The sequence below is a fragment of the Phenylobacterium sp. genome (genome assembly GCF_031360265.1).
Taxonomy (GTDB): domain Bacteria; phylum Pseudomonadota; class Alphaproteobacteria; order Caulobacterales; family Caulobacteraceae; genus Phenylobacterium.
Genome location: NZ_JANMBF010000177.1, coordinates 14,484 through 37,971, shown reverse-complemented (window position 1 = coordinate 37,971; position 23,488 = coordinate 14,484). Strand labels below are relative to the sequence as shown.

Annotated in this window: 19 protein-coding genes and 1 pseudogene; 12 read left to right on the top strand and 8 right to left on the bottom strand. The window is 69.6% G+C overall.

The annotated features are described in order from the left end of the window. Positions 1-236 precede the first annotated feature (236 nt). On the bottom strand, positions 237-935 hold the full coding sequence (locus RMN86_RS16325; protein ID WP_309606918.1) for a pirin family protein: 699 nt from the start codon (positions 933-935) through the stop codon (positions 237-239). 129 nt (positions 936-1,064) lie between these two features. On the opposite strand from RMN86_RS16325, the gene RMN86_RS16320 reads away from it, so the two are divergent. Then, positions 1,065-1,877: a peptidylprolyl isomerase gene (locus RMN86_RS16320; protein WP_309606917.1), complete on the top strand. Its 813-nt coding sequence runs from the start codon at positions 1,065-1,067 to the stop codon at positions 1,875-1,877. A 12-nt stretch (positions 1,878-1,889) separates the two neighbouring features. Here the strand turns inward: RMN86_RS16320 and RMN86_RS16315 are convergent, their stop codons facing one another. Next, positions 1,890-2,174 carry a hypothetical protein gene (locus RMN86_RS16315; protein ID WP_309606916.1) on the bottom strand — a complete coding sequence of 95 codons (285 nt, stop codon included), beginning with the start codon at positions 2,172-2,174 and terminating at the stop codon, positions 1,890-1,892. A 147-nt stretch (positions 2,175-2,321) separates the two neighbouring features. Here RMN86_RS16315 and RMN86_RS16310 point away from each other — a divergent pair, with 147 nt between their 5' ends. Beyond that, entirely contained in the window at positions 2,322-5,144 is a 2,823-nt protein-coding gene (locus RMN86_RS16310; RefSeq protein WP_309606915.1) for a PAS domain S-box protein, read from the top strand. 9 nt (positions 5,145-5,153) lie between these two features. On the opposite strand, the gene RMN86_RS16305 is transcribed toward RMN86_RS16310, so the two are convergent. Further along, on the bottom strand, positions 5,154-5,336 hold the full coding sequence (locus tag RMN86_RS16305) for a DUF3606 domain-containing protein (protein ID WP_309606914.1): 183 nt from the start codon (positions 5,334-5,336) through the stop codon (positions 5,154-5,156). Positions 5,337-5,429: 93 nt separating this feature from the next. Here RMN86_RS16305 and RMN86_RS16300 point away from each other — a divergent pair, with 93 nt between their 5' ends. From RMN86_RS16300 to RMN86_RS16290, 3 genes are all read left to right on the top strand, one after another. Next, complete coding sequence (locus tag RMN86_RS16300) at positions 5,430-6,701, top strand: cation:dicarboxylate symporter family transporter (RefSeq protein ID WP_309606913.1); 1,272 nt, start codon at positions 5,430-5,432, stop codon at positions 6,699-6,701. A gap of 77 nt (positions 6,702-6,778) precedes the next feature. Then, entirely contained in the window at positions 6,779-7,564 is a 786-nt protein-coding gene (locus tag RMN86_RS16295) for an acyl-CoA thioesterase domain-containing protein (protein WP_309606912.1), read from the top strand. A gap of 35 nt (positions 7,565-7,599) precedes the next feature. Beyond that, positions 7,600-9,027, top strand: a complete 1,428-nt coding sequence (locus RMN86_RS16290) for a PhoPQ-activated protein PqaA family protein (RefSeq protein ID WP_309606911.1) — start codon at positions 7,600-7,602, stop codon at positions 9,025-9,027. A 116-nt stretch (positions 9,028-9,143) separates the two neighbouring features. Here the strand turns inward: RMN86_RS16290 and RMN86_RS16285 are convergent. Continuing rightward, positions 9,144-10,310 (bottom strand): annotated as a pseudogene (locus tag RMN86_RS16285) (MFS transporter); the annotation flags it as partial. 155 nt (positions 10,311-10,465) lie between these two features. Here RMN86_RS16285 and RMN86_RS16280 point away from each other — a divergent pair. Continuing rightward, positions 10,466-11,650, top strand: a complete 1,185-nt coding sequence (locus tag RMN86_RS16280) for a pyridoxal phosphate-dependent aminotransferase (protein ID WP_309606909.1) — start codon at positions 10,466-10,468, stop codon at positions 11,648-11,650. Here RMN86_RS16280 and RMN86_RS16275 read toward each other — a convergent pair. Beyond that, positions 11,647-12,288 carry a hypothetical protein gene (locus tag RMN86_RS16275; RefSeq protein ID WP_309606908.1) on the bottom strand — a complete coding sequence of 214 codons (642 nt, stop codon included), beginning with the start codon at positions 12,286-12,288 and terminating at the stop codon, positions 11,647-11,649. The genes RMN86_RS16280 and RMN86_RS16275 overlap by 4 nt on opposite strands. Positions 12,289-12,311: 23 nt before the next feature. Next, entirely contained in the window at positions 12,312-15,923 is a 3,612-nt protein-coding gene (locus RMN86_RS16270) for a hydantoinase B/oxoprolinase family protein (RefSeq protein WP_309606907.1), read from the bottom strand. Between the two features lie 59 nt (positions 15,924-15,982). Here RMN86_RS16270 and RMN86_RS16265 point away from each other — a divergent pair, with 59 nt between their 5' ends. From RMN86_RS16265 to RMN86_RS16245, 5 genes are all read left to right on the top strand, one after another. Then, positions 15,983-16,678 carry a DnaJ family molecular chaperone gene (locus tag RMN86_RS16265; protein ID WP_309606906.1) on the top strand — a complete coding sequence of 232 codons (696 nt, stop codon included), beginning with the start codon at positions 15,983-15,985 and terminating at the stop codon, positions 16,676-16,678. A gap of 104 nt (positions 16,679-16,782) precedes the next feature. After that, positions 16,783-17,070 carry a hypothetical protein gene (locus RMN86_RS16260; RefSeq protein ID WP_309606905.1) on the top strand — a complete coding sequence of 96 codons (288 nt, stop codon included), beginning with the start codon at positions 16,783-16,785 and terminating at the stop codon, positions 17,068-17,070. A 153-nt stretch (positions 17,071-17,223) separates the two neighbouring features. Next, the gene (locus tag RMN86_RS16255) at positions 17,224-17,514 is read left to right on the top strand and encodes a putative quinol monooxygenase (protein ID WP_309606904.1); all 291 of its coding nucleotides are present in this window, start codon (positions 17,224-17,226) and stop codon (positions 17,512-17,514) included. A 2-nt stretch (positions 17,515-17,516) separates the two neighbouring features. Further along, positions 17,517-18,740 carry an acyl-CoA dehydrogenase family protein gene (locus RMN86_RS16250; protein ID WP_309606903.1) on the top strand — a complete coding sequence of 408 codons (1,224 nt, stop codon included), beginning with the start codon at positions 17,517-17,519 and terminating at the stop codon, positions 18,738-18,740. 47 nt (positions 18,741-18,787) lie between these two features. Then, positions 18,788-19,948: a serine hydrolase domain-containing protein gene (locus RMN86_RS16245; protein WP_309606902.1), complete on the top strand. Its 1,161-nt coding sequence runs from the start codon at positions 18,788-18,790 to the stop codon at positions 19,946-19,948. Here the strand turns inward: RMN86_RS16245 and RMN86_RS16240 are convergent. Then, the gene (locus RMN86_RS16240) at positions 19,929-21,206 is read right to left on the bottom strand and encodes a cytochrome P450 (protein WP_309606901.1); all 1,278 of its coding nucleotides are present in this window, start codon (positions 21,204-21,206) and stop codon (positions 19,929-19,931) included. The genes RMN86_RS16245 and RMN86_RS16240 overlap by 20 nt on opposite strands. A 402-nt stretch (positions 21,207-21,608) precedes the next feature. Here RMN86_RS16240 and RMN86_RS16235 point away from each other — a divergent pair, with 402 nt between their 5' ends. Next, positions 21,609-22,727: a hypothetical protein gene (locus tag RMN86_RS16235; RefSeq protein WP_309606900.1), complete on the top strand. Its 1,119-nt coding sequence runs from the start codon at positions 21,609-21,611 to the stop codon at positions 22,725-22,727. A 111-nt stretch (positions 22,728-22,838) separates the two neighbouring features. Here RMN86_RS16235 and RMN86_RS16230 read toward each other — a convergent pair whose 3' ends face one another. Next, a complete protein-coding gene (locus RMN86_RS16230) occupies positions 22,839-23,420 on the bottom strand; it encodes a PEPxxWA-CTERM sorting domain-containing protein (RefSeq protein ID WP_309606899.1) in 582 nt (193 codons plus the stop codon). Positions 23,421-23,488 lie beyond the last annotated feature (68 nt).

Below are 23,488 nucleotides of genomic sequence, written 5' to 3'. Positions count from 1 at the left end.
TTGGGGTGGGGGTGCAAACTCGGCGGCGGGCGTTGGTTCACAGGTCTTCGGTGCGACGTCTCCGACTCAGAGCTGACACCCCCACACCCAACCCTCTCCCCGCAAGGGGGAGAGGGCTCTTGGCGCTCCCATCAGCCTGTGATCTCAGGCTGAACCTGCCGCGCTTCAGCGAGATGTGTGAATCCGGTAGCCTACGCGGGAGCGTCGATCCCGGCTGAGTTGAATGTCGCGTCTGCCTAGGCCGCGTCGACCAGCACCACCTCGGCGTCGGCGAGGGCGGTGACGTGCAGCGCGGTCTCGCCGGAGATGGCCGCGCCGTCCCGGGTGTCGAGGCGGACGCCATTGACCTCCACCGACCCTTGCGAGGCCACCAGATAGGCGTGGCGCTCCGGCGTCAGCGGATATTCGGCGCTCTCGCCGGCCTTCAGCGTGGCGCCCAGCACGCGGGCCGCGGTGCGGATCGGCAGGGCGTCGATGTCGCCCGCGATGCCGCTGGCCAGGGTCACGAACCGGCCGGCGCGCTCGTCCCTGGGAAACGGCCGGGCGCCCCAGGCGGGGGGACCGCCGGGCCGGTCGGTCTCGATCCAGATCTGGAACAGGGTCGTGGTCGCGTCCTCGAGATTGTATTCGGCATGGCGGATGCCGGAGCCGGCGCTCATCACCTGGACGTCGCCGGCGGCGGTGCGGCCTTCGTTGCCCAGGCTGTCCTTGTGGGTGATGGCGCCTTGGCGGACATAGGTGACGATCTCCATGTCGGCGTGCGGGTGTGGCGGGAAGCCGGCGTTGGCGGCGATCTCGTCGTCGTTCCAGACGCGCAAGGCGCCCCAGCCCATCCGCCTGGGGTCGTGATAGCCGGCGAACGAGAAATGATGCCGGGCCTTCAGCCAGCCATGGTCCGCGCCGCCGAGACTTTCGAAGGGGCGTTTGTCGATCATCGGGTGGTCCTTTCCGGCGCCTGTCTAGGCGCGCTGTCGAGGGCAAGATAGGCTGCCGGATCGCGGGGGAAAGAGCGCGAGGGGCAGAAGACTGTTTCCGGAACGGACAGGATGGGCGGAGTTCAAGGTATGCGGTCGATCAGGACAGCCGCCCTGCTGTTCGCCGCCGCCCTGACGATCGGGGCGGCGCGGGCGGAGCCGGACTGGCGAGGTCTGGACCCGCGCAACACCCTGGTGGTCGAGACCTCCAAGGGGCGGATCGTGGTGGAGATGGCGCCGGAGCTCGCGCCCCTGGCGGTGGACCGCGTAAAGCGGCTGGCGCGGGAAGGCGTCTATGACGGGCTGCTCTTTCACCGGGTGATCGAGGGCTTCGTCGACCAGACGGGCAATCCGAACAACCACGACGGCGGGACCTCGACCTATCCGGACCTGCCGGCGGAATTCACCGCGCGGCTGTCCGAGCCGGCGCGGGCCAGGGTGATCGTGCGCCGCAGCGACGCGGTGGAGGGATTTCTCGGCGCGATCCCGATCATCGGCGTCTCGGCGGCGGAACAGGCGTCGGGCGGCGACCCTCGCCTGCGGGTCTGGGGCGCCTATTGCGCCGGCGTGGCCGGGATGGGGCGACAGGCCGGGATCGACACCGCCAACAGCGAGATCTTCTTCATGCGCGCCCCGGCGCGGCGGCTGGATCATGACTATGCGGTCTGGGGCCGGGTGGTGCGGGGCCTGGACGTGGCGCGGGCGATCACCGTGGGCGAGCCGCCGGCCGCGCCGGACCGGATGATCCGCGTGCGCCTGGCCGCCGACCTGCCGGCAGCTGAGCGTCCGAACCTCGAGGTGCTGAATGAACGGGGCGGCCTTTTCGCCGCCAAGGTCGCGCGGCTGAAGCGTCGGCTGGGGCCGGCGTTCAGCGTCTGCGACATGGCGATCGAGGCGCGTTGACAGCGGGGGCTCCTAGACGCGCATCTCGAAATAGACGACGCCGGAGTCGGTCGAATGGCCCAGCAGGGTGACGCGGAAACGCGCGCCGCTGTCGAGCGCCAGCTCCGCCTCCCCGGCGCGGAAGGCGTCGGCCGCGATCTGCGGCGTTGTGGTAAAGGCGCCGCGCAGGCGCAGTGGCCCCAGCCGCAGCGTGGATGGCTCGCCGAGGATCTCATAGTCCACCACGCCTGAGAACCCGCCGAAGCGCAGCTCGCCGACGCCGGTCTGTGGGGGAAGCTGCTTGCGCAGGCGCGGCATCGGATCTCCTTTATCGGGACAGGTCCTGCAAAACGCCCAAGGCGCGGGTTCGATCCCCCTGCGGCGCCTTTGAACCTAAGGTTGCGCGCGATTAACCCCGTCTTCGGCCTCGTCGCCTATCGTGCCGGCTTTCCGGGGAGAACGTCGGTGGCCGATATCGAAGCTGATCGCTTGCAGGCGCTCAGGTCCCATGGGGTCCTGGACACGCAGGCCGAGGGCCGCTTCGACCGGATCACCGCGCTGGCCGCCGACCTGTTCGGGATGCCGATCTCGCTGGTCTCGCTGGTGGACGAGGAACGCCAGTGGTTCAAGTCGCACCATGGGCTGGACGCGCGCGAAACGCCGCGGAGCTGGGCGTTCTGCGATCACGCGATCCGCGGCGGTCCCGACACCGTGCTGGTGGTTCCCGACGCCACGGCCGATCCGCGGTTTGCCGGCAACCCGCTGGTGACCGGGGCGCCGGACATCCGCTTCTACGCCGGTGCGACCCTGGCGACCGCGCAGGGTCACTGCCTGGGGACCCTGTGCCTGATCGACACCAAGCCCCGCACTGGGTTGAGCGAGGAGGAGGCCCGGCGGTTCAAGATGCTGGCGCGGCTGGCGATGGATGAGCTCGAGGTCAGCCGGGCGATCCGCGAAGCCGAGGAGCGGCAGCGGCTGCTGTCCATGGCCGAGGCCATGTCCGGGGTCGGCCACTGGCGGGTCAGCCCGGACGGCGTCGTCGAATGGTCCGACGAGGTCTATCGCATCCACGGCGTCGATCGCGCCACCTTCAACCCGAATGTCGATTCGGGCGTCGGCTTCTACCTGCCGCAGGACCAGGCGGCCGTGGCTCGCTTTGTCGAACGCGCGCTGAGCCATCAGGAGGATTTTGCGTTTCAGCTGCAGCTGATGCGCGCCGACGGCGAGCTGCGCCATGTGGTCTGCAAGGCGGTCTGCGAGCTGACCCCGACCGGCGAGACGGCGGCGATCATCGGGGTGTTTCAGGACCTCACCGACCAGGTGCGCGACGTCGAACGGGTGAAGCGCGGCGAGGCGCGCTACCGCCTGCTGGCTGACAATATGGGCGATGTGATCACCCGCATCGGGCTCGATGGGTCGAGCAACTACATCTCGCCGGCGATCGAGGGCCTGCTGGGCTTCACGCCGCAGGAAATGCGCGGCAAGCCCGCGCAGGCCTTCGTGTCGCCCGAAGACCATCCCCTGATCCTCGAAGCCTTCGCCGAGCTGGGCGCCGGACTGGACCGCAAGACGGTGCAGCATCGGGCGACCCACAAGGACGGGCGAACCATCTGGGTCGAAACCCAGTTCAAGATGGTGCGGGGCGAGGATCAACGCCCAGCCGCGATCGTCGCGGTGATCCGCGACGCCAGCGCGCGCCACGCCGCCCAGGAGGCGCTGGCCGAGAGCGAGCATCGCCACCGGCTGATCGCCGAAAGCGCCACTGACATCATCTCACGGATGGGGATCGACGGGCGGGTCCGGTATTTCTCGCCCTCGGTCACTGCAGTGACCGGCTATCCGGTGGCGCAGGTCACCGGCGCCAGCATGATACCGCTGTTGCATCCCGATGACGTTGCGCCGGCCCTGGCGGTCTATCGGGACCTGATCGGCGGCACGCCCTTGCGCGAGCCGCTCACCTATCGCGTGCGCCACCAGGATGGCAGCTGGATCTGGCTGGAGGGTACGCCGATCCTGGTCCGCGACGCCGACGGCGCCCCGAGCGAAGTGATCGATGTGCGGCGTGACATCACCGCCAAGGTCCGGCTGGAGGCCGAACTGCGCGCGGCCAAGACAGCGGCGGAGGACGCCGCCCAGGTGAAGTCGGCGTTCATGGCCAATATGAGCCACGAGATCCGCACCCCGCTCACCGCCATCGTCGGCTTCACCAGCCTGCTCGCCGCGCGGGCCGATCTGGACGCGGCCGCGCAGACCCAGATCCGCAGGGTCGCCAGCGCCGGCCAGGCCCTGCTGTCGATCGTCAACGACGTCCTGGATTTCTCCAAGCTCGAGGCCGGCCAGGTCGAGATCACGCCGCGCCCGACGGCGCCGGGCGAGGCCCTGGCAGAGGCGTTGGACCTGTTCTCGCCGCAGGCTGAGGCCAAGGGCCTGGCGCTCGCCTTCGTCACCGAAGGCGACTTGCCGGCCGGCCTGTTGATCGATGCCGATCGGGTGCGCCAGATCCTGATGAACCTGGTCGGCAATGCGATCAAATTCACCGACACCGGCGAGGTGCGCGTGGTCGCGGCCTATAACGCCCCAGCCTATGTTGGGGGGGCCGGGCGGCTCGAGATCCGGGTCGAGGACACCGGCCCGGGCCTGACCAGGGCCCAGACGCGGCGGCTGTTCCAGCGTTTCTCCCAGGTCGATGCGTCATCGACGCGCCGCCACGGCGGCACCGGCCTTGGGCTGGCGATCTGCAAGGGGCTGGTCGAGGCCATGGGCGGCGAGATCGGCGTCCGCAGCCGGCCGGGACAGGGGTCGGTGTTCCACTTCACGATCGCCGCCCCCATCGCCGATCTGGCGGTGGCCGCGCCAGTCGGCGGCGACGAGAGCCTGCTCGACGGCGCCCGGGTGCTGGTGGTCGATGACAACGCGGTCAATCGCGAGCTGGCCCGTGCGATTCTCTCGCGGATCGGTGTGGAGGTCAGCGAGGCCAGCGACGGGCTCGCCGCCGTCGAGGCCGCCGCCACGACACCGTTCGACGCGGTGCTGATGGACATCCGGATGCCCGGCCTGGACGGTCCGGCGGCCGTCGCCAGGATCCGCGCCGCTGACGGCCCCAATCGCGACACGCCGGTCCTGGCCTTCTCGGCCGATGTGGACATGGCGCAGTTCGAAGGCGCGGCGTCGGTGTTCGACGGCCTGGTGCGCAAGCCGATCTCGCCACACGAACTCGTCACCGCTCTCTCGCGCTGCCTGCGGTGGGACGCGGCCGAAGTCAGCACCCCGGACGCGGCCGCCGGCTGAGGGGCGACCCTAACGCTTCTTGCCCAGCTCGGCGGCGAGGTCCTTGGTCAGGCGGCCGACCTTGCGGTGGGCGGCGGTGAGCTGGTCCTTGGTCACCCCCCAGCGTTTCATCCAGTATTCCACGGCCTTGCGCTCGGAGAGATCGAGGCGGTCCTTGTCGATGAAGCCGCGCTTGTCCTTCAGGCCGGCCATGGGTGGTCCTCCGCGATCGGTTGAGCCTTACGGACCTTCCTTGCGCGGGGGAAGGCGCCGCGCCAAGGTCTTCCCGGGGCCGGGAGAGTTTGCATGCTGAGATCGCTGAGCGTGCGGGTGCTGATCGCGCTCGTGGCCGGCCTGGCTCTGGGCGCGGCGGCGGCGGCCTATGGCGGGGCTGACATCAAGGGCGGCATCGAGCTGTTCGAATCGGTGGGCGGGCTGTGGCTCAACAGCCTGCGAATGACCGTGGTGCCGCTGATCTTCGCGGTGCTGGTGACCGGGATCGCCGGCGTGGCGGACGCCGCGGCCACCGGACGGCTGGCGGTCCGGACGCTGATGCTGATCGTCGGACTGCTGACCTTCGGCGCCTGCTACACCGTGGTCTTCGCCAACGGCTTCTACGCGCTGTGGCCGGTGGGCGAGGCGGGCGCCGCGGCGCTGAAGGCCGGGGCCACGGCCGCGCCGGACCTGATCAAGCAGGCGCCCAGCCTGATAGGCTTCATCAAGGGCCTGGCGCCGCAGAACGCGCTGAAAGCCGCGTCCGAGGACGCCATCCTGCCCCTGGTGGTGTTCGCCAGCTTCTTCGGCTTTGCCGTCACCCGCCTGCCCGACGCCCGGCGGCGCGCGATCACCGAATTCTTCGAATCGATCGGCGAGGCGATGGTGACCATCGTGCGCTGGGTGCTGTGGGCCGCGCCCGTGGGGGTGTTCGCGCTGGGCCTGGGCGTCGGCCTGCGCGCCGGCATCGGCGCGGCCGGCGAGATCGCCCACTATGTGGCGGCCATCTCCCTGGCCAACATCGGCATGACCGCCATCGCCTACCTGCTGGCCCTGACCGTCGGCCGCGTGCCGCTGGGCCTGTGGGCGCGGGCGGTGGCGCCGGTGCAGGTGGCGGCGTTCGCCACCCAGTCGTCGCTGGCCTGCCTGCCGGCGATGATCGAGCGGTCGCGCGACGACCTGGGGATCGCCGACCGGGTGACCGGCATCGTCCTGCCGCTGGCCGTGGCGCTGTTTCGCATCACCGGCCCGGTCGCCAACCTGGGCGTGGCCCTGTTCCTGGCGCGGATCTACGGCGTGCACCCGAGCGCGGGGCAGTACGCCGGCGCGATCTTCGTCTCGGTGGCCACCAGCCTGGCCTCGGTCAGCCTGCCCGGCCAGATCTCGTTCTTCGCCAGCGTGGCGCCGCTGTGCCTGACGCTGGGCCTGCCGGTGGACCTCTTGCCGATCCTGATCGCCGTCGAGGTGATCCCCGACATCTTCCGCACCATCGGCAACGTCACCGGCGACATGGCGATCACCGCGATCCTCGGCCGTGGCGAGCGGGAGTCCGCCACAGGTCTGATGGACGCACCGACGGGCTGAGGCCCGGGCCATGCCCTCCTGAGCGGATGGGAGGGCAGCCTTGATCCGATGGCTGCGCGCCTCTACCCAGCTTGGGCATGAGCAACGAACCGTTCTTCCAGATCGAGGGGGCGCATTACGTCCCGACCGCGGCGGCCCGCGGGCCGTGGAACCCCAACTCGCTGCACGGGCGGGTGATCGCCGGCCTGCTGGGCGCGGAGATCGAGCGGCTGCACGGCAGCGCCGATTTCATCCCTGCAAGGCTGACCGTGGACATGTACCGGCTGCCGGACCTGTCGCCGGTCGAGGTGGTCACCCGTGTGGTGCGCGCCGGCAACCGCATCAAGGTGATCGACGCGGAATTCATCTCCGGCGGGGTCAGCGCCGGCCGCGCCACCTGCCAGCTGTTGAAGCGCACGGAGAATCCTTCGGGCAACGTCTGGAAGCCGCCAAGCTGGGACGTCCCGGCGCCGGCCGACATCGCCCCGCCTACCGACGGCCGCTCGGGCATGGGCGGGATGTGGGCCACGCGGCGGATCGAGGGCGACTTCGGGACCGTCGGCCAGAAGCGGATCTGGGTGAGCGAAGTGCGCGACCTCGTCGCCGGCCGGGCGCTGACCCCCTTCGTGCGGGTGGCGGTCTCGGCGGACTTCACCAGCCCCTTCGCCAACGCCGGGGACGAAGGGTTGGAATTCATCAACTCCGACGTGACGCTCTATCTGCACCGCCAGCCGCGCACCGAATGGATCGGCTATGAGGTGGTGGGCCATGGGGCCAGCGACGGCGTGGCGATCGGCGAATGCTTCCTCTACGACGAGGACGGACCGATCGGCTCGGCGTCCTGCGCGGCGCTGGCGCAACGGCGGCTGGCGCCGCGCGGCTGAACGGGGCTTAACGACGCAATCTGGAGGGGCTTTCGATGCGACTTCTGAAGCTGTTGAGCGGCGGGCTGGCCGCGACCTTGCTGGCGTGGACCTGCATGACGGGCGGCCCGGCGTCGGCCAATCCGAAGAACGCGCTGGACGCCTATGTGGCCAGGCCCGATCCGGCGTTCGCCTGGACCGTGGCGGGACAGATCTCCGGGCCGGGCTATCACGGGGCGGTCCTGCGGATGACCTCGCAGACCTGGCTGACTGACAAACAGGTCGACAAGCCGGTGTGGACGCACTGGCTGACGGTCATCGTTCCGGATCAGGTCCGCCACCACGAGGCGCTGCTCTACATCACCGGCGGCGACAACACCGACCCCGCGCCGACCAAGGCGGCCGACCGCTGGGCGAAGATGGCGGTCGAGACCGGCTCCGTGGTCGCCGAACTGGACGATGTGCCCAATCAGCCGCTGCGCTTCACCGAAGACCCCAGGCCACGCGTCGAGGACGAGATCATCGCCTATCAGCAGGCCAAGTTCGCGCGCGACCGCGATCCCCTGGACCTGGTGCGCCTGCCGATGGTCAAGAGCGGAACCCAGGCCATGACCGCGATCCAGCAGTACCTTGCGGGCGAGGCCGGCGGGCGGCTGAAGATCACCGGCTTCGTGGTCTCCGGCGGCTCCAAGCGGGCCTGGACGACCTGGCTGGTCGGGGCCATCGACAGGCGGGTGGTCGGCATCATCCCCATCGTCATCAACGTCCTGGATGTGGATGCGACGGCCAAGCACCACTGGGAGGCGATGGGCTATTTCTCGCCGGCCCTGAAGGACTATGTCGAAAACCACCTGATCCCCGACATGATCGGCAAGCCCGGCCTGGCCGCCGTCAACAAGCTCGAGGACCCGCTGAACTATCGCGACCGGCCGGCCATGCGGATGCCGAAATATGTGATCAACGCGGTGGGCGACGAATACTTCCCGCCGGACAACACCCGGTTTTCCTACCACCTGCTGCCGCAGATCAAGCGGCTGCGGATGATCCCCAATTCGAAGCACTCCACAGCGGGGACGGACATTTCCGAGAGCATCACCGCCTTCTACGACGCGGTGCTCAACCGCCGGCCGATCCCGGACTATGCCTGGACGGTGCGTAAGGACGGGGCGATCGTCGTGCGCTCCAAGACCCGGCCGCTGGAGGTCAGGCTGTGGCAGGGCAATGACCCCAAGGCCCGCGACTTCCGCGTCGACACCATCGGCAAGGCGTTCACCTCGACCCCGCTGGCGCGCGGCAAGGACGGAACCTGGGTGGGCAGGGTGGCGAGGCCCAAGGACGGCTGGACGGCCTATTTTGTCGAGCTCACCTATCCGAGTGGTGGAAAGTACGCCCTCAAGTTCACCACGGAGGTCTCGGTGATCCCCGACACGCTGCCCTATCGATGGAAGGACGCCCGGCCGATCACCGCGCCCGACGGGAAGTAGCCTGCCTCTCCAGGGCGCTTGATGCTCGTGGTCCGCGGTGGCAGCCAGACGTGATCTTAGGGTGTCAGCCCCGCGGGTCCACCGGCGTAGGGCCTGGCGAGCACGGCGAGCAGCACGGCGGCTAGCCCCGCTGTGATGACCATGGGCAGAATCGATTGAACGACCTGACCGGCGCTGGCGCCGCCCGCCAGGAGCAGGCCGCCGATGGCCGGTCCTGCGACCGAGCCCAGGCGACCGACGCCCACCGCGGCGCCTGTTCCCGTGGCCCGCACCGTGGCCGGATAGTAGAATGGCGCCATGCCATAGAGCAGAAACAGTCCGCCGATGAGCAGGAAGCCGGCGATGGCTGTCAGCAGCAGGATCGGAACGACGCCGGTGGCGACAACTAGGCCGGCCATCGCGGCGACCACGCCAAGGTAGGCGGTTATGAACGGCCAGCGGTATCCGAACCGGTCAACGATCAGGCCAAGCAGGAGCGCGCCCCCGACCCCGGCCAGATTGTAGACGATGGCGGCGAGCGCGGCGGTGTCCTTGGCCAGGCCCTTGGCGATGGCCAGCGTCGGCAACCAGTTGAGCATCAGGTATTGCGCCATCAGGGTAAACCCGAACGCCAGCCAAAGCAGGATAGTCGGCAGCCAGCGGCCGCCGCCGAAAAGGGCTGGAAACGACATTTGCTTGCCCTCCGCCGGGGCGGGCCGGGTCTCGGGCAGCAGCCAGCCCGCCAGCGGCGCAACCGCCAGCGGCAGAACCCCCCCGATGATGAAAATGAGTCGCCAGTCGAAGGCATCGGGGGTTAAGCGCGTGACCAGGGCCGCCAGGGTCCCGCCTGCCGGCATGCCCACAGTCATGTAGGTCACCGTCGCCGCGCGCCGGCGCGGAGCGCTGATCTCGGCGGCGACCGCGATCATGTTCGGCAACGCGCCGCCGAAGCCCAGGCCGGTGGCCAGGCGCGCCAGCATCAGGGTGTCGGCGTCAACCGCCAGCGCCGTGACGAGCGAGAACAGCCCGAACCAGACGGCGGATGCGACCAGCACCGGCTTGCGGCCGATCTGGTCGGCGAGCCAGCCCCCGAACACCGCGCCGATCATCAGGCCGACCATCGCCGCGCTGCCTGCGAAGCCAATCTGCGCCTTCGCCAGATGCAGCGCCCTCCCCATCGCCGGGGCGGCCACGCCCAGGGCCTGAATGTCGTAGCCCTCAAGGACCGCGATCGAGAAACAGACGGCGATTACAACCGCGGGCTTGAATGAGCGCGGCAGCGAGCCCGTCGAGACGTCGATCATGTTGTCCTGGTCAGCCCCTACAGCTCCCGCCTAATGAACGCCTAAGCTAGGCCTGATGCAAGTGGGGCGACCGCCGGCGGCGAACCCAATTCAGCGCGCGCGAGTGAAAAGGAGACTGTATTGCTCATCCGTCCGACACTGCGGGAATGCGCGAATTGACGTCATCGTCCCCCACCGCCCGCCCCGAAGTTCTCGCGCTCCGCACCTCGCAGATCCGCGAGGTGGCCAATGTCGGCATGGCCCGCAAGGACATCCTGAAGTTCTGGGTCGGCGAGAGCGACCAGCCGACGCCGGCCTTCATCCGCGAGGCCGCCGCCAGGGCGCTGCTGGCGGGGGAGACCTACTATACCCACAACCTGGGCCGCGAGGACCTGCGCGAGGCGCTGTCGGCCTATCTGCAGCGCCTGCACGGACAGCCGTTCGCGATCGAGCGGCTGGGGATCGCCAGCGCCGGCGTCAACGCCCTGATGCTGGTCAGCCAGGCGGTGATCTCGCCGGGCGACCGGGTGGTGGTGACCGCGCCGGCCTGGCCCAATATCGTGGAAATCCCGCGCATCCTGTCGGCGCGCCTGCAGACCGTGTCACTGGACCGCGCGCAGGGGCGCTGGCGGCTCGACCTCGACCGGCTGATGGACGCGCTGACCCCCGACACCAAGGCGCTGTTCCTCAATTCGCCGAACAACCCTACCGGCTGGACCCTGCCCGCCGAGGACCGCGCCGTGATCCTGGAGCGGTGCCGCAGGTACGGCATCTGGCTGATCGGCGACGACGTCTATGAGCGGCTGATCTTCGGCCCCCCCTCTGGTGTCATGGGGAGGTCCGCGCCGTCGTTCCTACCGCTGGCTGGCGACGACGAGCGGGTGATCTCCACCAACAGTTTTTCCAAGGCGTGGCGGATGACCGGCTGGCGGATGGGCTGGATGGTGCTGCCCCGGTCGCTGACCGAGGCCATGGGGGTGGTCGTGGAATACAACACCTCCTGCGCGCCGGACTTCATCCAGTCGGGCGCCATCGCGGCGCTGAACGACGGCGAGCCCTCGATCGCGGCGCTGAGGGCGGAACTGGCCGCCGCCAAGGACCAGGTGGTGGGCGCGCTGCGCCAGATGCCGGGCGTCGAGGCGCCGGAGCCGGAGGGCGGGATGTACGCCTTCTTCCGGATCGAGGGGGTGACCGACTCCGTCGCGCTCGCCAAGGCCTTGATCGACAAGGCCGGGATCGGGCTCGCGCCTGGATCGGCCTTCGGGCCGGAAGGCCAGGGCTGGCTGCGCTGGTGCTTCGCCAACCGCCCGGAGACCAACGCCGCGGGCCTGGAGCGGCTGGCGGGCTATCTCAAGGGCTAGTTCGGCGTCGGCGCGGGCGGTTGTTGCGGCGGCGGCGCGGTCTCAGGCGCCGGCGTGGCTTCGGCGGCGGCGGGCGCCGCCTCTGGCTCGTCGTTCACCTTGAACGAGGCGCCGAACAGGGTGGCGCGGGCTTCGAGATCGCGGGCGGCGGTGTCACAGCGGGCGGGCAGCGTCCAGCTCATCCAGGCCTGAGCCAGGCGCGCCTTGGTGACCTCGGGGCCGGCGTTCCAGGTGGCCCGGCCCTTGTTGAGCGCCGCCGCCCCGATCGTGTTGATCGGCTTGAGGCTGGCTTTTTCCGCCGCCGTCAGGGCGGCCTGGTAGACTTTCAGCTGGGCGCGGCCGGCCTTCTCCATGTCGGCATAGACCTTGAGATCGTCGGACAGTTTGCGACCGGGCGGGCGGTAGGTGGCCTCGATGCGGGTGACCTCCGGCATCACCTGGTCATGCAGGTCGAGATAGCCGCGCAGCGTCCCATAGCACCAGGCCACGAAGGCATAGTCGTCATGCGGCGCGCCGGATGGCCAGCGGTCTTCGGCGGCGGGCGCGGGCGCGGGCGGCTCGGCTGCGGGACTTTCGGCCGGCGCCTCGGCCGGTTGACCGAGCAGGAACAGGGCGAACGCGAGGAAGAGAGGAGCCATGAGCAACAGTTGCCTTGAGGATTTCAGCGAAATTCAGGCGGGTCAGATCCTGGGGAACCGAAACCGCCGCCGCCGGGGGTCTCGATCTCGACGGTGTCGCCCGCCTCGACATTGAGGGCGAAGCAGCCTGGGAGGTCTGTAACCGTGCCGGACGCGGCGATCAAACGCTGGGCGCCGGGCAGGGCCGGGCCGCCGCCGGCCAGGCCCTGGGGGGCGTGCTCGCGGCGCGACGACAGCAGGGCCGCGGCCATCGGCGCGAGAAAGCGGATACGACGGATCGCGCCGTCGCCGCCGGGGTTGCGTCCCGCGCCTCCGGACCGGTGACGGACCCCGAAGCTCTCGACGCGGACCGGGAAGCGGCGCTCGAGGATTTCCGGATCGGTCAGCCGGGAATTGGTCATGTGGGTGTGGACGGCGCTGGTCCCCGGCGCATCCGCCGTGGCGCCGGAGCCGCCGCAGAGGGTCTCATAGTACTGGCGGGTGTCGTCTCCGAAAGTGAAATTGCTCATGGTGCCCTGGGAATTGGCCATGACGCCGAGGGCCGCATAGAGGGCGTCGACCACATGCTGGCTGGTCTCGACATTGCCGGCGACGACGGCGGCCGGCGGGCGCGGGTCGAGCATCGAGCCCGGCCGGGTCAGGATGTTCAGTGGCTCCAGGCAGCCGGCGTTCAGCGGAATGTCGTCGTCCACCAGGGTGCGGAAGACGTAGAGGGCGGCGGCGTCGACGATCGCCGACGGCGCGTTGAAATTGCTCGCCAGCTGGTCGGCGCTGGCGGTGAAATCCAGCGTCGCTTCGCCGGCAGGTGCGTCCACCGTGGTGGTGACGACGATCTCCCCGCCGCCGTCGATCGGCACGCGGGCCGCGCCGTCGCCGAGCCTGCCGATGGCGCGCCGGACGGCGGCGGCGGCGTTCTCCTGCACGAAGGTCATGTAGCGGGCGACGGCGGGGGCTCCATGGGTGGCGATCATCGCGGAGACTGCCGCCGCGCCGGCCTGGCAGGCGGCGATCTGGGCCTTCAGGTCGGCCAGGTTGGCAGCCGGATCGCGGGCGGGCCACGGCCCGGCCAGCAGCGCGGCGCGAGTCGCGTCCTCCAGGAAGCGGCCCGCGCGCATGATCGGCAGGGCGTCCAGCATGACACCCTCCTCGTCGATGGTCCTGGAGAAGGGCGGCATGGAGCCCGGCTGCATCCCGCCGACGTCGGCGTGGTGGCCGCGCGCGGCGACGTAGAAGGCGGGATGGGTTGCGGCAGGCATAAAGACCGGCATGACCACCGTGATGTCGGGCAGGTGGGTGCCGCCGGCGTAGGGGTTGTTGAGCGCGAAGGCCTCGCCGGGATGCAGAACGGGGCGCCGGTCGCGGACGGCGCGCACGCTGGCCCCCATCGAGCCCAGGTGGACGGGCATGTGCGGGGCGTTGGCCACCAGGCCGCCGTCGGCGTCGAACAGGGCGCAGGAGAAGTCGAGCCGCTCCTTGATGTTCACCGAGTGGGCGGTGCGTTCCAGCGCCGCGCCCATCGCCTCGGCCACCCCCATGAACCGGCGGTTGAACAGCTCCAGCGTGACCGGATCGGGCCGGTCCAAGGCCAGGGTCGGGGCGGCGGCTGTGGCGATGCGGGTCAGTCGGATCAGACCGTCGCCGTGCGCGGTGGCGCGCCAGCCGGGCGCCAGCGCGATCTGGGTGTCGGACCGCACGATCAGGGCGGGGCCGTCGGCGGCGGTCAACGCCTCGGCGCGGATGACGGGCGCCTCATGCCATTGGCCATGGGCGAATATCCTGACGCGCCCTTCGCCTGCGCCAACCTCGGCCTTTTGGTCCGCGTCTGTGGCCACACCACCACCCAACCCTCCTCCATCGAGGAGGAGGGCTTGCGCCTCCGCTTCGACCGCCGCGATCAGGATGGCGCGCTCAGGTTCGATGAAGCCGAACAGCCTTTGGTGGGCCGCCTCGAACGCCGCCTTGGCGGACGCCAGATCGCTCAGCGGGACCGGCAGCTCCGCGTCGGCGCCGTCGTAGCGCAGGCGCAGGGTCTGGCGGACGCCGCCCGCGGCCGCGCCCTGGTCGACCATGGCGGCGCGGGCGGCCTGTTCGACCTCGGCGAGAAGCGTCCGGGCGCGATCAAGCCCGCCGGCGTCCAGCGGCGCCTCCAGCCCGGCCTGGCGAAGGGCCGTGACCCGCGCCTGGCCGATGCCCCAGGCGCTGAGCACGCTGGCGTAGGCCGGGCAGAGGATCTCGCCCACGCCGAGCGCCTCGGCGGTCTGGCAGGCGACCTGCCCGGCGGCGCCGCCAAAGGCTGTCAGCGCGTGGTCGCGGGGATCGAAGCCGCGCTCGGTGGAGATCCGGCGCACCGCCTGGGCCATCTGTTCGACCGCGACGGCGACGAAGCCCTCGGCGGCGGCTTCGACGCTGTCCGCCCCCATGGCCTGCGCCAGGGCGGCGAGGCGCGCGCGTGCGGCGCCGGGGTCGAGCGGCTGGTCGCCCCTGGGCCCGAAGACCTTCGGAAAGAAACCCGGGCTGAGGCGGCCCAGCACCAGATTGGCGTCGGTGACAGTGGCTGGCCCGCCCCGGCCATAGCAGGCCGGGCCCGGATCGGCGCCGGCGCTGGCGGGGCCGGCGCGGGCGCGCAGGCCGTCGAAGGCCAGGATCGAGCCGCCGCCAGCCGCCACCGTCTCGACGTCGAGCATGGGGCTGCGGATCCTGGCGCCCGCCACCCGGGCCGCATCGCGGCGCTCCAGCTGGCCGGCGTAACGGCAGACGTCGGTGGAGGTGCCGCCCATGTCCAGTCCGAGGACCGCGCCGGCTCCGGCCCGCTCGGCGGTCCTCGCGACCCCGACGACGCCGCCGGCCGGACCGGAGACCACGGCGTCGCGACCCCGGAAGGCCTCGGCGCGGACCAGGCCGCCCGCCGAGGTCATGAAATAGAGCGGCGCGCCCCCGACGGCTTGCGCGACCTGGCGGACATAGGCCTGCAGCACCGGGGTCAGGTAGGCGTCGGCGATGGTGGTCTCGGCGCGCGGCAGAAAGCGCGGCAGCGGTGAAACCTCGTGGCCGAGCGCGACGAATGAGAATCCGACAGCCTTGGCGATCTCGCCGGCCGCCAGTTCGTGGGCCGGATTGAGGTCGGCGTGCAGGAAGGCGATGGCGACGGAGGTGAACCCTTGGGCAAGCGCGGCCTTGAGCTCTTCGGTCAGCGCCGCCGTGTCGAGCGGCCGCACCAGCCCGCCCTCCGCGTCCAGTCGTTCATCGGCCTCGATGACGCCGGAATAGAGTGGTTCGGGGCGCACGATGTTAAGCGCGAACAGCTCGGGCCGAGACTGGTCGCCGATCAGCACAGCGTCGCCAAATCCGCGGGTGGTGACGAACAGCGTCCGGGCGCCGGCGCGTTCCAGCAGGGCGTTGGTGGCCACCGTGGTGCCCATCTTGATGGCGTCCACGCGGGCGGCCGGGAAGGGCTCGCCGGCTTTCGCGCCCAGCATGCGGCGCATGGCCTCCACGGCGGCGTCGGGATAGGCCGGCGAGGCGGACAGCAGCTTCAGCGAGGTCTCCGCACCGGCGTACGGACCCCGGGCGACCTGGCCGATCACATCGGTGAAGGTGCCCCCACGGTCGATCCAGAAACGCCAGGACCTGTCCAAAACTTAACCCGTCCCGTGATTGTCTTGTCGTCGCCACACTCTTAAGGTTGCTTATCCCAATGAGCTTCTGGCGCAAAATTGCCGGCCTAGCCGCGCGCAACCTCGACGAGGCCGAGTGCGACGTCTGTCCGCCCGGTCTGCCCGGCGAGGATCCGGCGTTCTCCACGGCGGTCACCGCGCTGGGCGCCAAGCTCGCCAAGGCCGACGGCAACGCCCAGGCGTCCGAGTACACCGCCTTCTCCGAGGTATTCCAGGCTGACGCGGGGAGCGAGGGCAATGTGCGCCGGCTCTATCAGCTGGCGCGGCAGACCACGCGCGGCTTCGAGAGCTATGCGCGCCGGCTGGAGAAGCGCTATCGCGGGTGCCCGCAGCTGCTGGAGGATGTGCTGGACGGCCTGTTCTTCGTGGCCTTCGCCGACGGCGCGGTGACCGGCGAGGAGCTTGCCTATCTGGAGCGGGTGTCGGCCCTGTTCGGGCAGAGCCCGCTGGTGTTCCGGCGCCTGAAGGTCACGCACCTGGGTCACGAGCCCGGCGATCCCTATGCGGTGCTGGGCGTGGCCCACGATGCCGCCGACGGCGATCTGCACGCCGCCTGGAAACTGCTGCTCTCCGAGGCGCACCCCGACCGCGCCCGCGCCCGCGGCCTGCCCGACGCCTTCGTCGAGGTCGCCGAGGCCAAGGCTGCCGGCATCAACGCCGCCTACGATACAGCGCTGCGCGAACGCCGCGCCCTGCGGCCGCGGGACGCGGCATAAGTGCGCGCCGGGATACCCCATCGGTTGTCTTCTGTTGACGGAGGGAACCGGCGGCGCGAGATGTTCGATTCAAGCCCGGCAACTGGGCTCACGAGGACAATGCCATGGTGAAAGAGTTCGCCGCCCGCCACGGATCTGCCCTGCGCAGCCTGGCCATGCTGGTCGGGTTGCTGGCGACCGTCGCCGCTGTCGTAGTCGGGGCGATCCTGGCGGTCGTGTTCGCCGCCACGGTCGCGGTGATCGCGGTCATGGCCTCGGCCCTGCTGGGCTTCGCGGGCCTTGCGCTCCGGGCCCGGCGCACCGCCCAGGCGCGGCGCAATGATGGCGTCATCGAAGCCCGCCATCTCGGCGGCCACCACTGGGTGGCCTACGGCTGGAACGAGAGCCGCTAAATCCCGCGCATCGCCGCGAGAGCGGGAACCGAGGTCAACTGTTGCGGCAGACCGAAAAACGTCTGGGTCCCCGCGTTCGCGGGGATGACCGGGGTTGAGTAGGCAAGCTGGGCATCCTACCGTCGTTTCAAACAAGCGTTTCGGGAGGACGGCATGACCATTGGTGTGATCGCGGTGTTGAGGATCCAGGAGGGCAAGGGCGCCGAATTCGAGGCCTTCGCCGGCGAACTGGCCAAGCAGGTGCGCGCCAATGAGCCGGGCAACCTGGCCTATGAGCTGACCAAGAGCCGCACCGAGCCGAACACCTACAAGTTCCTGGAGCTCTACAAGGACCAGGACGCGCTGACCCACCACGGGGGCACCGACTATTTCAAGGCCGCGGGACCGAAGTTCGCCGCCGTCCTGGCCGGCCGGCCCGAGGTCGAATACCTCGACGGGGTCTAGGCATGGACCTGGATTTCAGCGCGGAAGACCTGGCCTTCCAGGGTGAGGTCCGGGCCTTTATCGCCGAGGCCTATGACGACGACATGCGCGCCCACATGGCCCAGTCGAAGAACGGCCACATCGACAAGGCCGGCCAGATCCGCTGGCTGAAGCGGCTCAATGATCGCGGCTGGGCCGCGCCCGACTGGCCGGTGGAACATGGCGGCACAGGCTGGAGCCCGGCGCAGAAGTACGTCTTTGACATGGAGATGTCGCTGGCCGGCGCGCCCTCGACCTCGAACATGGGCTTTCGCATGTGCGCCCCGGTGATCATGGCGTTCGGCACGCCGGAGCAGAAGGCCCAGCACCTGCCGAAGATCGTCACCAGCGATGTCTGGTGGTGCCAGGGCTATTCCGAGCCCGGCGCGGGATCGGACCTGGCCAGCCTGACCATGAAGGCCGAGCGGGACGGCGACCACTATGTGCTCAACGGCTCGAAGACCTGGACCACCTATGGCCAGTGGGCCGACTGGATGTTCTGTCTCGTGCGGACCTCGACCGAACAGGTCCGGCAGATGGGCATCAGCTTCCTGCTGCTGGACATGAAGACGCCGGGGATCAGCCTTTCGCCGATTGTCACCCTGGACGGACCGCCGGAGGGCGACCAGGAGATCAACCAGGTGTTCTTCGACAACGTCCGCGTGCCCGTCGCCAATCGGATCGGCGAGGAGGGGCAGGGGTGGACCTATGCCAAGTACCTGTTGCAGTTCGAACGCGGCAACGCCTATGCGCCGGGGCTGACCAACCAGCTGGCCAAGGTGAAAACGATCGCCGGGCTGGAGCGGTCGGACGCTGGCCAGCGGATGCTGGACGACCCGGAGTTCCGCAGGAAGCTGTCGGAGGTCTCGATCAAGGTCGAGGCGCTGAACGCCACGGAGCTGCGGGTGTTCGCCGGCCGCGCGGCGGGCGAAGCCATGGGCGCGACCTCCTCGATGCTGAAGCTGGAAGGCAGCCAGGCGCAGCAGGCGATCACCGAGCTGGCGCTGGAGGCCTGCGGGATCTTTGGCCAGCCCTTCGTGCGCGACACCTGGGCGGAGATCGAGGGCCGGACCAACACGCCGCGCGCCGGACCGGACTATGCCGCGACCACGGCGCCGATGTATTTCAACTATCGCAAGACCTCGATCTACGCGGGCTCCAACGAGATCCAGCACAACATCATGGCCAAGATGGTGCTCGGCCTCTGAGGTCGGGCGAGGCGACAGGCCAGGGGCCAGGTGAGGGGAGGCCGGCGATGTATCCAGGCTTTGAAGCCGCGCTCGACGCGGCGGTGAGCGGCGGACGGATCGCCGGCGCGGTGGCCCTGGTGGCGGATCGCGATGGCGAGATCTATGCCCGCGCGGCCGGCGTGCGGTCCGCGGGCGGCGGCGAGGCGATGACCAGGGACACCCTGTTCTGGATCGCCTCGATGACCAAGGCGGTGGTCTCGGTCGCGGCGTTGCAGCTGGTGGAGCGCGGCCGGCTCAGCCTGGACGGCGACCTCTCGGAGCTGTTGCCGGACCTGGCGGGGCTCGAGGTGTTCGACGGCTTCGCTCCGGACGGTGCGCCCCGGCTGCGGCCGGCCCGCGGCGCGGTCACCCTGCGCCTGCTGCTGACCCACACCTCAGGCTTCGGCTACGCGTTCCTGCACACCGATGTCGCCGCCTGGATGACGGCCACGGGCACGCCCGACGTGACCAGCGGCCTGCGTTCGGCCCATCGTCAGCCGCTGCTGTTCGATCCGGGCCAGGGCTGGGCCTATGGCATCGGCATCGACTGGGTGGGCATCGCCGTCGAGGTCGCCAGCGGCCAGCGGCTCGACGCCTATCTGGCGGAGCACATCTTCGCGCCTCTGGGCATGGTCGACACGACGTTCGACCCGTCACCCGTCCAGGCGGCGCGCAAGGTCGGCATGCACGCGCGCGGGCCGGACGGGGCGCTGGCGCCGATGGCCTTCGGCCTGCCTAGCGATGTGGAGGTGCTGTCGGGCGGCGGTGGGCTCTACAGCACCGCGCCGGACTATGGCCGGTTCCTGCGGATGCTGCTGGGGGGCGGGCCACAGCTGTTGTCCGCCGAGACCATGGCGGCGCTGGGAACGGTGCAGACCGGCGACCGGCGGGCCGGCGCCTGGACCGGCGCGCTGCCGCACCTCAGCCGCGACTTCGACCTCTATCCGGACATGCTGACCGGCTGGGGCCTGGCGACGATGATCTCGCCGGACGCGTCGGCCGACGGCCGCGACGCCGGGAGCCTGGCCTGGGCGGGCCTCAGCAACTGCTACTACTGGGCAGATCCGGCGGCCGGCAAGGCCGGCCTGATCCTCACCCAGATCCTGCCGTTCGGCGACCCCGAGGTGTTGTCCCTGTTCGCCGCCCTGGAGCGCGACGTCTACGGAATCACAGCTTCGTCGGGATGATCACCGGCAGGGTTTCGTAGCCCTTGACGAAGGAGGAGAAGACCCGCCGGGGCTGGCCGGTCACCTGGATCGTCGGGAAGCGCTTGAGGATCTCCTCCCAGATGATCTTCAGCTGCAGCTCGGCCAGGCGGTTGCCGACGCAGCGGTGGATGCCGAAGCCGAACGACAGGTGCTGGCGGACCCGGTCGCGGTCGATGATGTAGTCGTTCGGCCGGTCGATGACCGTCTCGTCGCGGTTGCCCGAAACGTACCACATGGCGATCTTGTCGCCCGCCTTGATGGTCTTGCCGCCGAGTTCGACATCGCGTGTGGCGCGCCGGGCCATATAGGCCAGCGGGGTCTGCCAGCGGATGGTCTCCGAGACCATCGAGGGGATCAGATCGGGGTTCTCGCGCAGCTTACGGTCCTGGTCGGGGTTCTGGTGCAGGGCCAGGACCGAGCCCGAGATGGTGTTGCGGGTGGTGTCGTTGCCGCCGACGATCAGCAGGATCAGGTTGCCCAGGTATTCCATGCGGTCCATGTCCCGCGTCGCCTCGCCGTGCGCCAGCATGGAGATCAGGTCGCCGGCGGGCGGTGCGTTCACCCGCTCGTTCCACAGGCGCATGAAGTAGTCGACGCACTCGAACAGTTCGGCGCGGCGCTCGTTCTCGGCGATCTCCGGGTCGCTGGAGCTGAAGATGCCTGAGTCCGGCGCCGCGGTGGCTACGTCCGACCAGCGGGTGAGCTTGCGCCGGTCCTCCCACGGGAAGTCGAACAGGGTCGCCAGCATCTGGGTGGTCAGTTCGATCGAGACCTTGTCGACCCAGTCGAACTCCTGGCCGATCGGCAGGGAATCGAGAATGGTGGCGCAGCGCTCGCGGATGGTCGGCTCCAGCAGGGCGAGGTTCACCGGGGACACGGCCGGGCTGACGGTCTTGCGCTGCACGTCGTGCTTGGGCGAGTCCATGGCGATGAACATCGGCAGGGTGAAGTCTTCCGCCGGATCCGGAAGCACGATGGTCGGCTCCGACGAGAACGCCTCGTGGTCGGTGTCCACGGCCATGATGTCGTTCCAGGTGGTCACCGACCAGTAGCCGCCGACATCCTCTTCCTGCGACACCGCCCAGTGCACCGGGTCCTCGGCGCGCAGGCGCTCGAAGTAGGGACCCCAGGTGTCGGTGCGGAACAACTCCGGGTCGGCCGGGTTGATGTCGGCCAGGGGCATGGCGTAGGCGGCGTCGCGGGCCGCGCGTTTCACGTCGATCGATCCGTCGTCCATGGCGCGGGGGCTCCTCGTGGGCTGTCGAAAGTGTGGGGCCGTCGAGAGTGACTGGCGTTCACGCAATCTTCGCGCGGAATGACGCCCAGGGGAAGCGGGTCCGTGCCTGGCCCGCCCGCCGAAGGTGGGCTTGGCGGCGCAATCATCCAAACCCGTTCGTGGAACGTGGTCGTCGGCCCGAGGGCGCCTTAACCCAATTGTAGAGCTTCAGGCCCATAAGCAGCCCCTGGCAAGCGTATCGCGGACGGGCCATTCGTGGCCGCCATGTTCACGGGCGCGCATCGTCGGTCGCGGGTCGGAGCCAGACCCGCGCCACAACCGGAGGTTCTTGTGGCAGGGCGTGCGACGGACCGCTCATATCGGAGCCTGAGCGGTCTTGAAAAGACGGCCTCGACCAGCCGCGTGCTCAACCTGGCCGCGGTCGCGAGCCAGCAGGCCAACGATCCGGAATACGAGACCGCGCCGTTCTTCAAGGCCGCCTCGCTGAACGGCGCGGTGATCATCAAGCACCGCGTGCGCAGCGACGAGCGCTACATCTTTGAACAGACCCGGCGGATTTCGACGAAGGTGATCATTCCCTTCGAGCGCACGGACCTGAGCCTGGGCGGACGCTCCCTGTTCGTCGGCCAGCGGGGCTGGCGGGAACTGCTCAGTCAACTGCGCGGCGGCCAGGACGATGAGGCGCGTGACATAGCGCTGCTGGAAGCGCTGGACGAGCTGCCCTCGCTCGACCCGTTCCTGCTGCGCGAGCACCTGAAGCGGCGCGACTTCAAGATCGCCAATTGCTACTTCGCCATTTCCGCGCCCGATCTGGAGCGGATGCAGCGCTTTGTCTCCAGCGAGATCTCCAAGCTGGTCGACCTGGCCTATGGCGGCGGCGGCGGGGCGGGCGGGGCGAGCGCCAATATCTCCAAGCTGGTCAGCCTCCTGCTGTCCGGCCAAGACGACCAGCGCCTGGAGCCCCTGCGTCTGACGCTGGGCCTGGAGGGGGAGAATTTCCGCGAGGGGATCTTCAGCTGGAAGGGTTTTCTCTACTACAAATGGGTGTTGAACAGCCTGTGGCCCGAACTGCGCGGCGTGATCTCCGAGCTCGGCGAAATCAAGCTGGTGGGCCCCCGCGATCCCGAACTGCTGATCGAGGTGAAGGGCGTGGGCGAGCGGGTGAACCAGGCGATCCTGTCCCAGGTGCGCCGGGTCCGGGTGATCCTCCAGGTCTATGACGACGCCTTCGGCGAATTGACCCAGGCCGGCAATCCCATGGCCTTTCGCGACTTCCTGCTGAAATCGCCGGAGATGTTCATCACGCTGGGTGAACGCACCGGCATGGTCAGTCACATCGCCAGCTTCTGGCGCTACCGGTTCCCCAAGGGCCGGCCGCTGAGAGCGGAACTGAGCGAGCTGTTCGACATTCTGCAGGATTTCCACCAGGGCCTGGGCGAGGACGACGACGAGAAATCCGCCAAGCTCGGGGCGCAGCTCACCGATCCGGCCAGCGCCGAGCCGATCGGCAAGGCCCTCTAGGCGGCGCTGTTCAGGCCGCGGCCAGAGAAATTTGATCTTTGATCGCAATCGCCCGGACAAGCCGGGCGATGACGTCATTTCAGAATTTCCGTAATATGACTGGGTTTCACCTCAGGTCGCGGCCAGGCTCCGGCGGCGGCGCATGACCGCCCCCACCGCGCCGAGCCCCAGGATGGTCAACGCCCAGGCGGCCGGTTCCGGAACCGCCCCGCCGCCGGCCCCGAAGGTCGAGATCAGGCCGGCCCGCGCCAGGGTCACCGCGCCGCGCGAGTGGGCGAGGTAGCCTGTCCCGCTGCGCGCGCGATAGAGCTCGTAGGTCGAGGCGTTGTCGGAGAACAGGTTGTACTCGCTCCCCGAGGCCCCGGAGAAAAACAGGCCGGGGTTGGAGAACACCGGCGCGCCGGTCGCAAACAGCACATTGTCGTAGATGAACAGGCCGTCGGCCGAGAGGTGGGCGAACGGCTGGCCCGGGTTGAGGATCAGGCCGGTGACCGCATCGCCATCGACGGCGCCGGTCACGCCGGTGATGTCGAGGCCGCCGACGGCGTCCAGCGTGTCGGCGGTCTGGACCGTCAGGCTGGCGCTGAGCGGCGCCCCGCCCGCAGAAGCGTAGGTGACGATCCAGGTCGCGGCCTGCGCCCGGCCGGCCGCCAGCGCCAGGGCCGCGCAGAGGCCGGCGACGATCTTGCCCATGGTCTTCATCCTCGACACCCCACCGGCGCCCCCGTCATCGCGGGTTCGCGCCTTCAGGTGGGGAGGCT

Bases quoted from the DNA above. Each gene is read 5' to 3' on its own strand.
- RMN86_RS16305 (WP_309606914.1), bottom strand. From the start codon at position 5,336: ATGGCCGGCCTGAAGGACAAGCGCGGCTTCATCGACAAGGACCGCCTC.
- RMN86_RS16315 (WP_309606916.1), bottom strand. From the start codon at position 2,174: ATGCCGCGCCTGCGCAAGCAGCTTCCCCCACAGACCGGCGTCGGCGAG.
- RMN86_RS16300 (WP_309606913.1), top strand. From the start codon at position 5,430: ATGCTGAGATCGCTGAGCGTGCGGGTGCTGATCGCGCTCGTGGCCGGC.
- RMN86_RS16230 (WP_309606899.1), bottom strand. From the start codon at position 23,420: ATGGGCAAGATCGTCGCCGGCCTCTGCGCGGCCCTGGCGCTGGCGGCC.
- RMN86_RS16325 (WP_309606918.1), bottom strand. From the start codon at position 935: ATGATCGACAAACGCCCCTTCGAAAGTCTCGGCGGCGCGGACCATGGC.
- RMN86_RS16320 (WP_309606917.1), top strand. From the start codon at position 1,065: ATGCGGTCGATCAGGACAGCCGCCCTGCTGTTCGCCGCCGCCCTGACG.
- RMN86_RS16265 (WP_309606906.1), top strand. From the start codon at position 15,983: ATGAGCTTCTGGCGCAAAATTGCCGGCCTAGCCGCGCGCAACCTCGAC.
- RMN86_RS16260 (WP_309606905.1), top strand. From the start codon at position 16,783: ATGGTGAAAGAGTTCGCCGCCCGCCACGGATCTGCCCTGCGCAGCCTG.
- RMN86_RS16275 (WP_309606908.1), bottom strand. From the start codon at position 12,288: ATGGCTCCTCTCTTCCTCGCGTTCGCCCTGTTCCTGCTCGGTCAACCG.
- RMN86_RS16290 (WP_309606911.1), top strand. From the start codon at position 7,600: ATGCGACTTCTGAAGCTGTTGAGCGGCGGGCTGGCCGCGACCTTGCTG.
- RMN86_RS16240 (WP_309606901.1), bottom strand. From the start codon at position 21,206: ATGGACGACGGATCGATCGACGTGAAACGCGCGGCCCGCGACGCCGCC.
- RMN86_RS16295 (WP_309606912.1), top strand. From the start codon at position 6,779: ATGAGCAACGAACCGTTCTTCCAGATCGAGGGGGCGCATTACGTCCCG.
- RMN86_RS16245 (WP_309606902.1), top strand. From the start codon at position 18,788: ATGTATCCAGGCTTTGAAGCCGCGCTCGACGCGGCGGTGAGCGGCGGA.
- RMN86_RS16255 (WP_309606904.1), top strand. From the start codon at position 17,224: ATGACCATTGGTGTGATCGCGGTGTTGAGGATCCAGGAGGGCAAGGGC.
- RMN86_RS16250 (WP_309606903.1), top strand. From the start codon at position 17,517: ATGGACCTGGATTTCAGCGCGGAAGACCTGGCCTTCCAGGGTGAGGTC.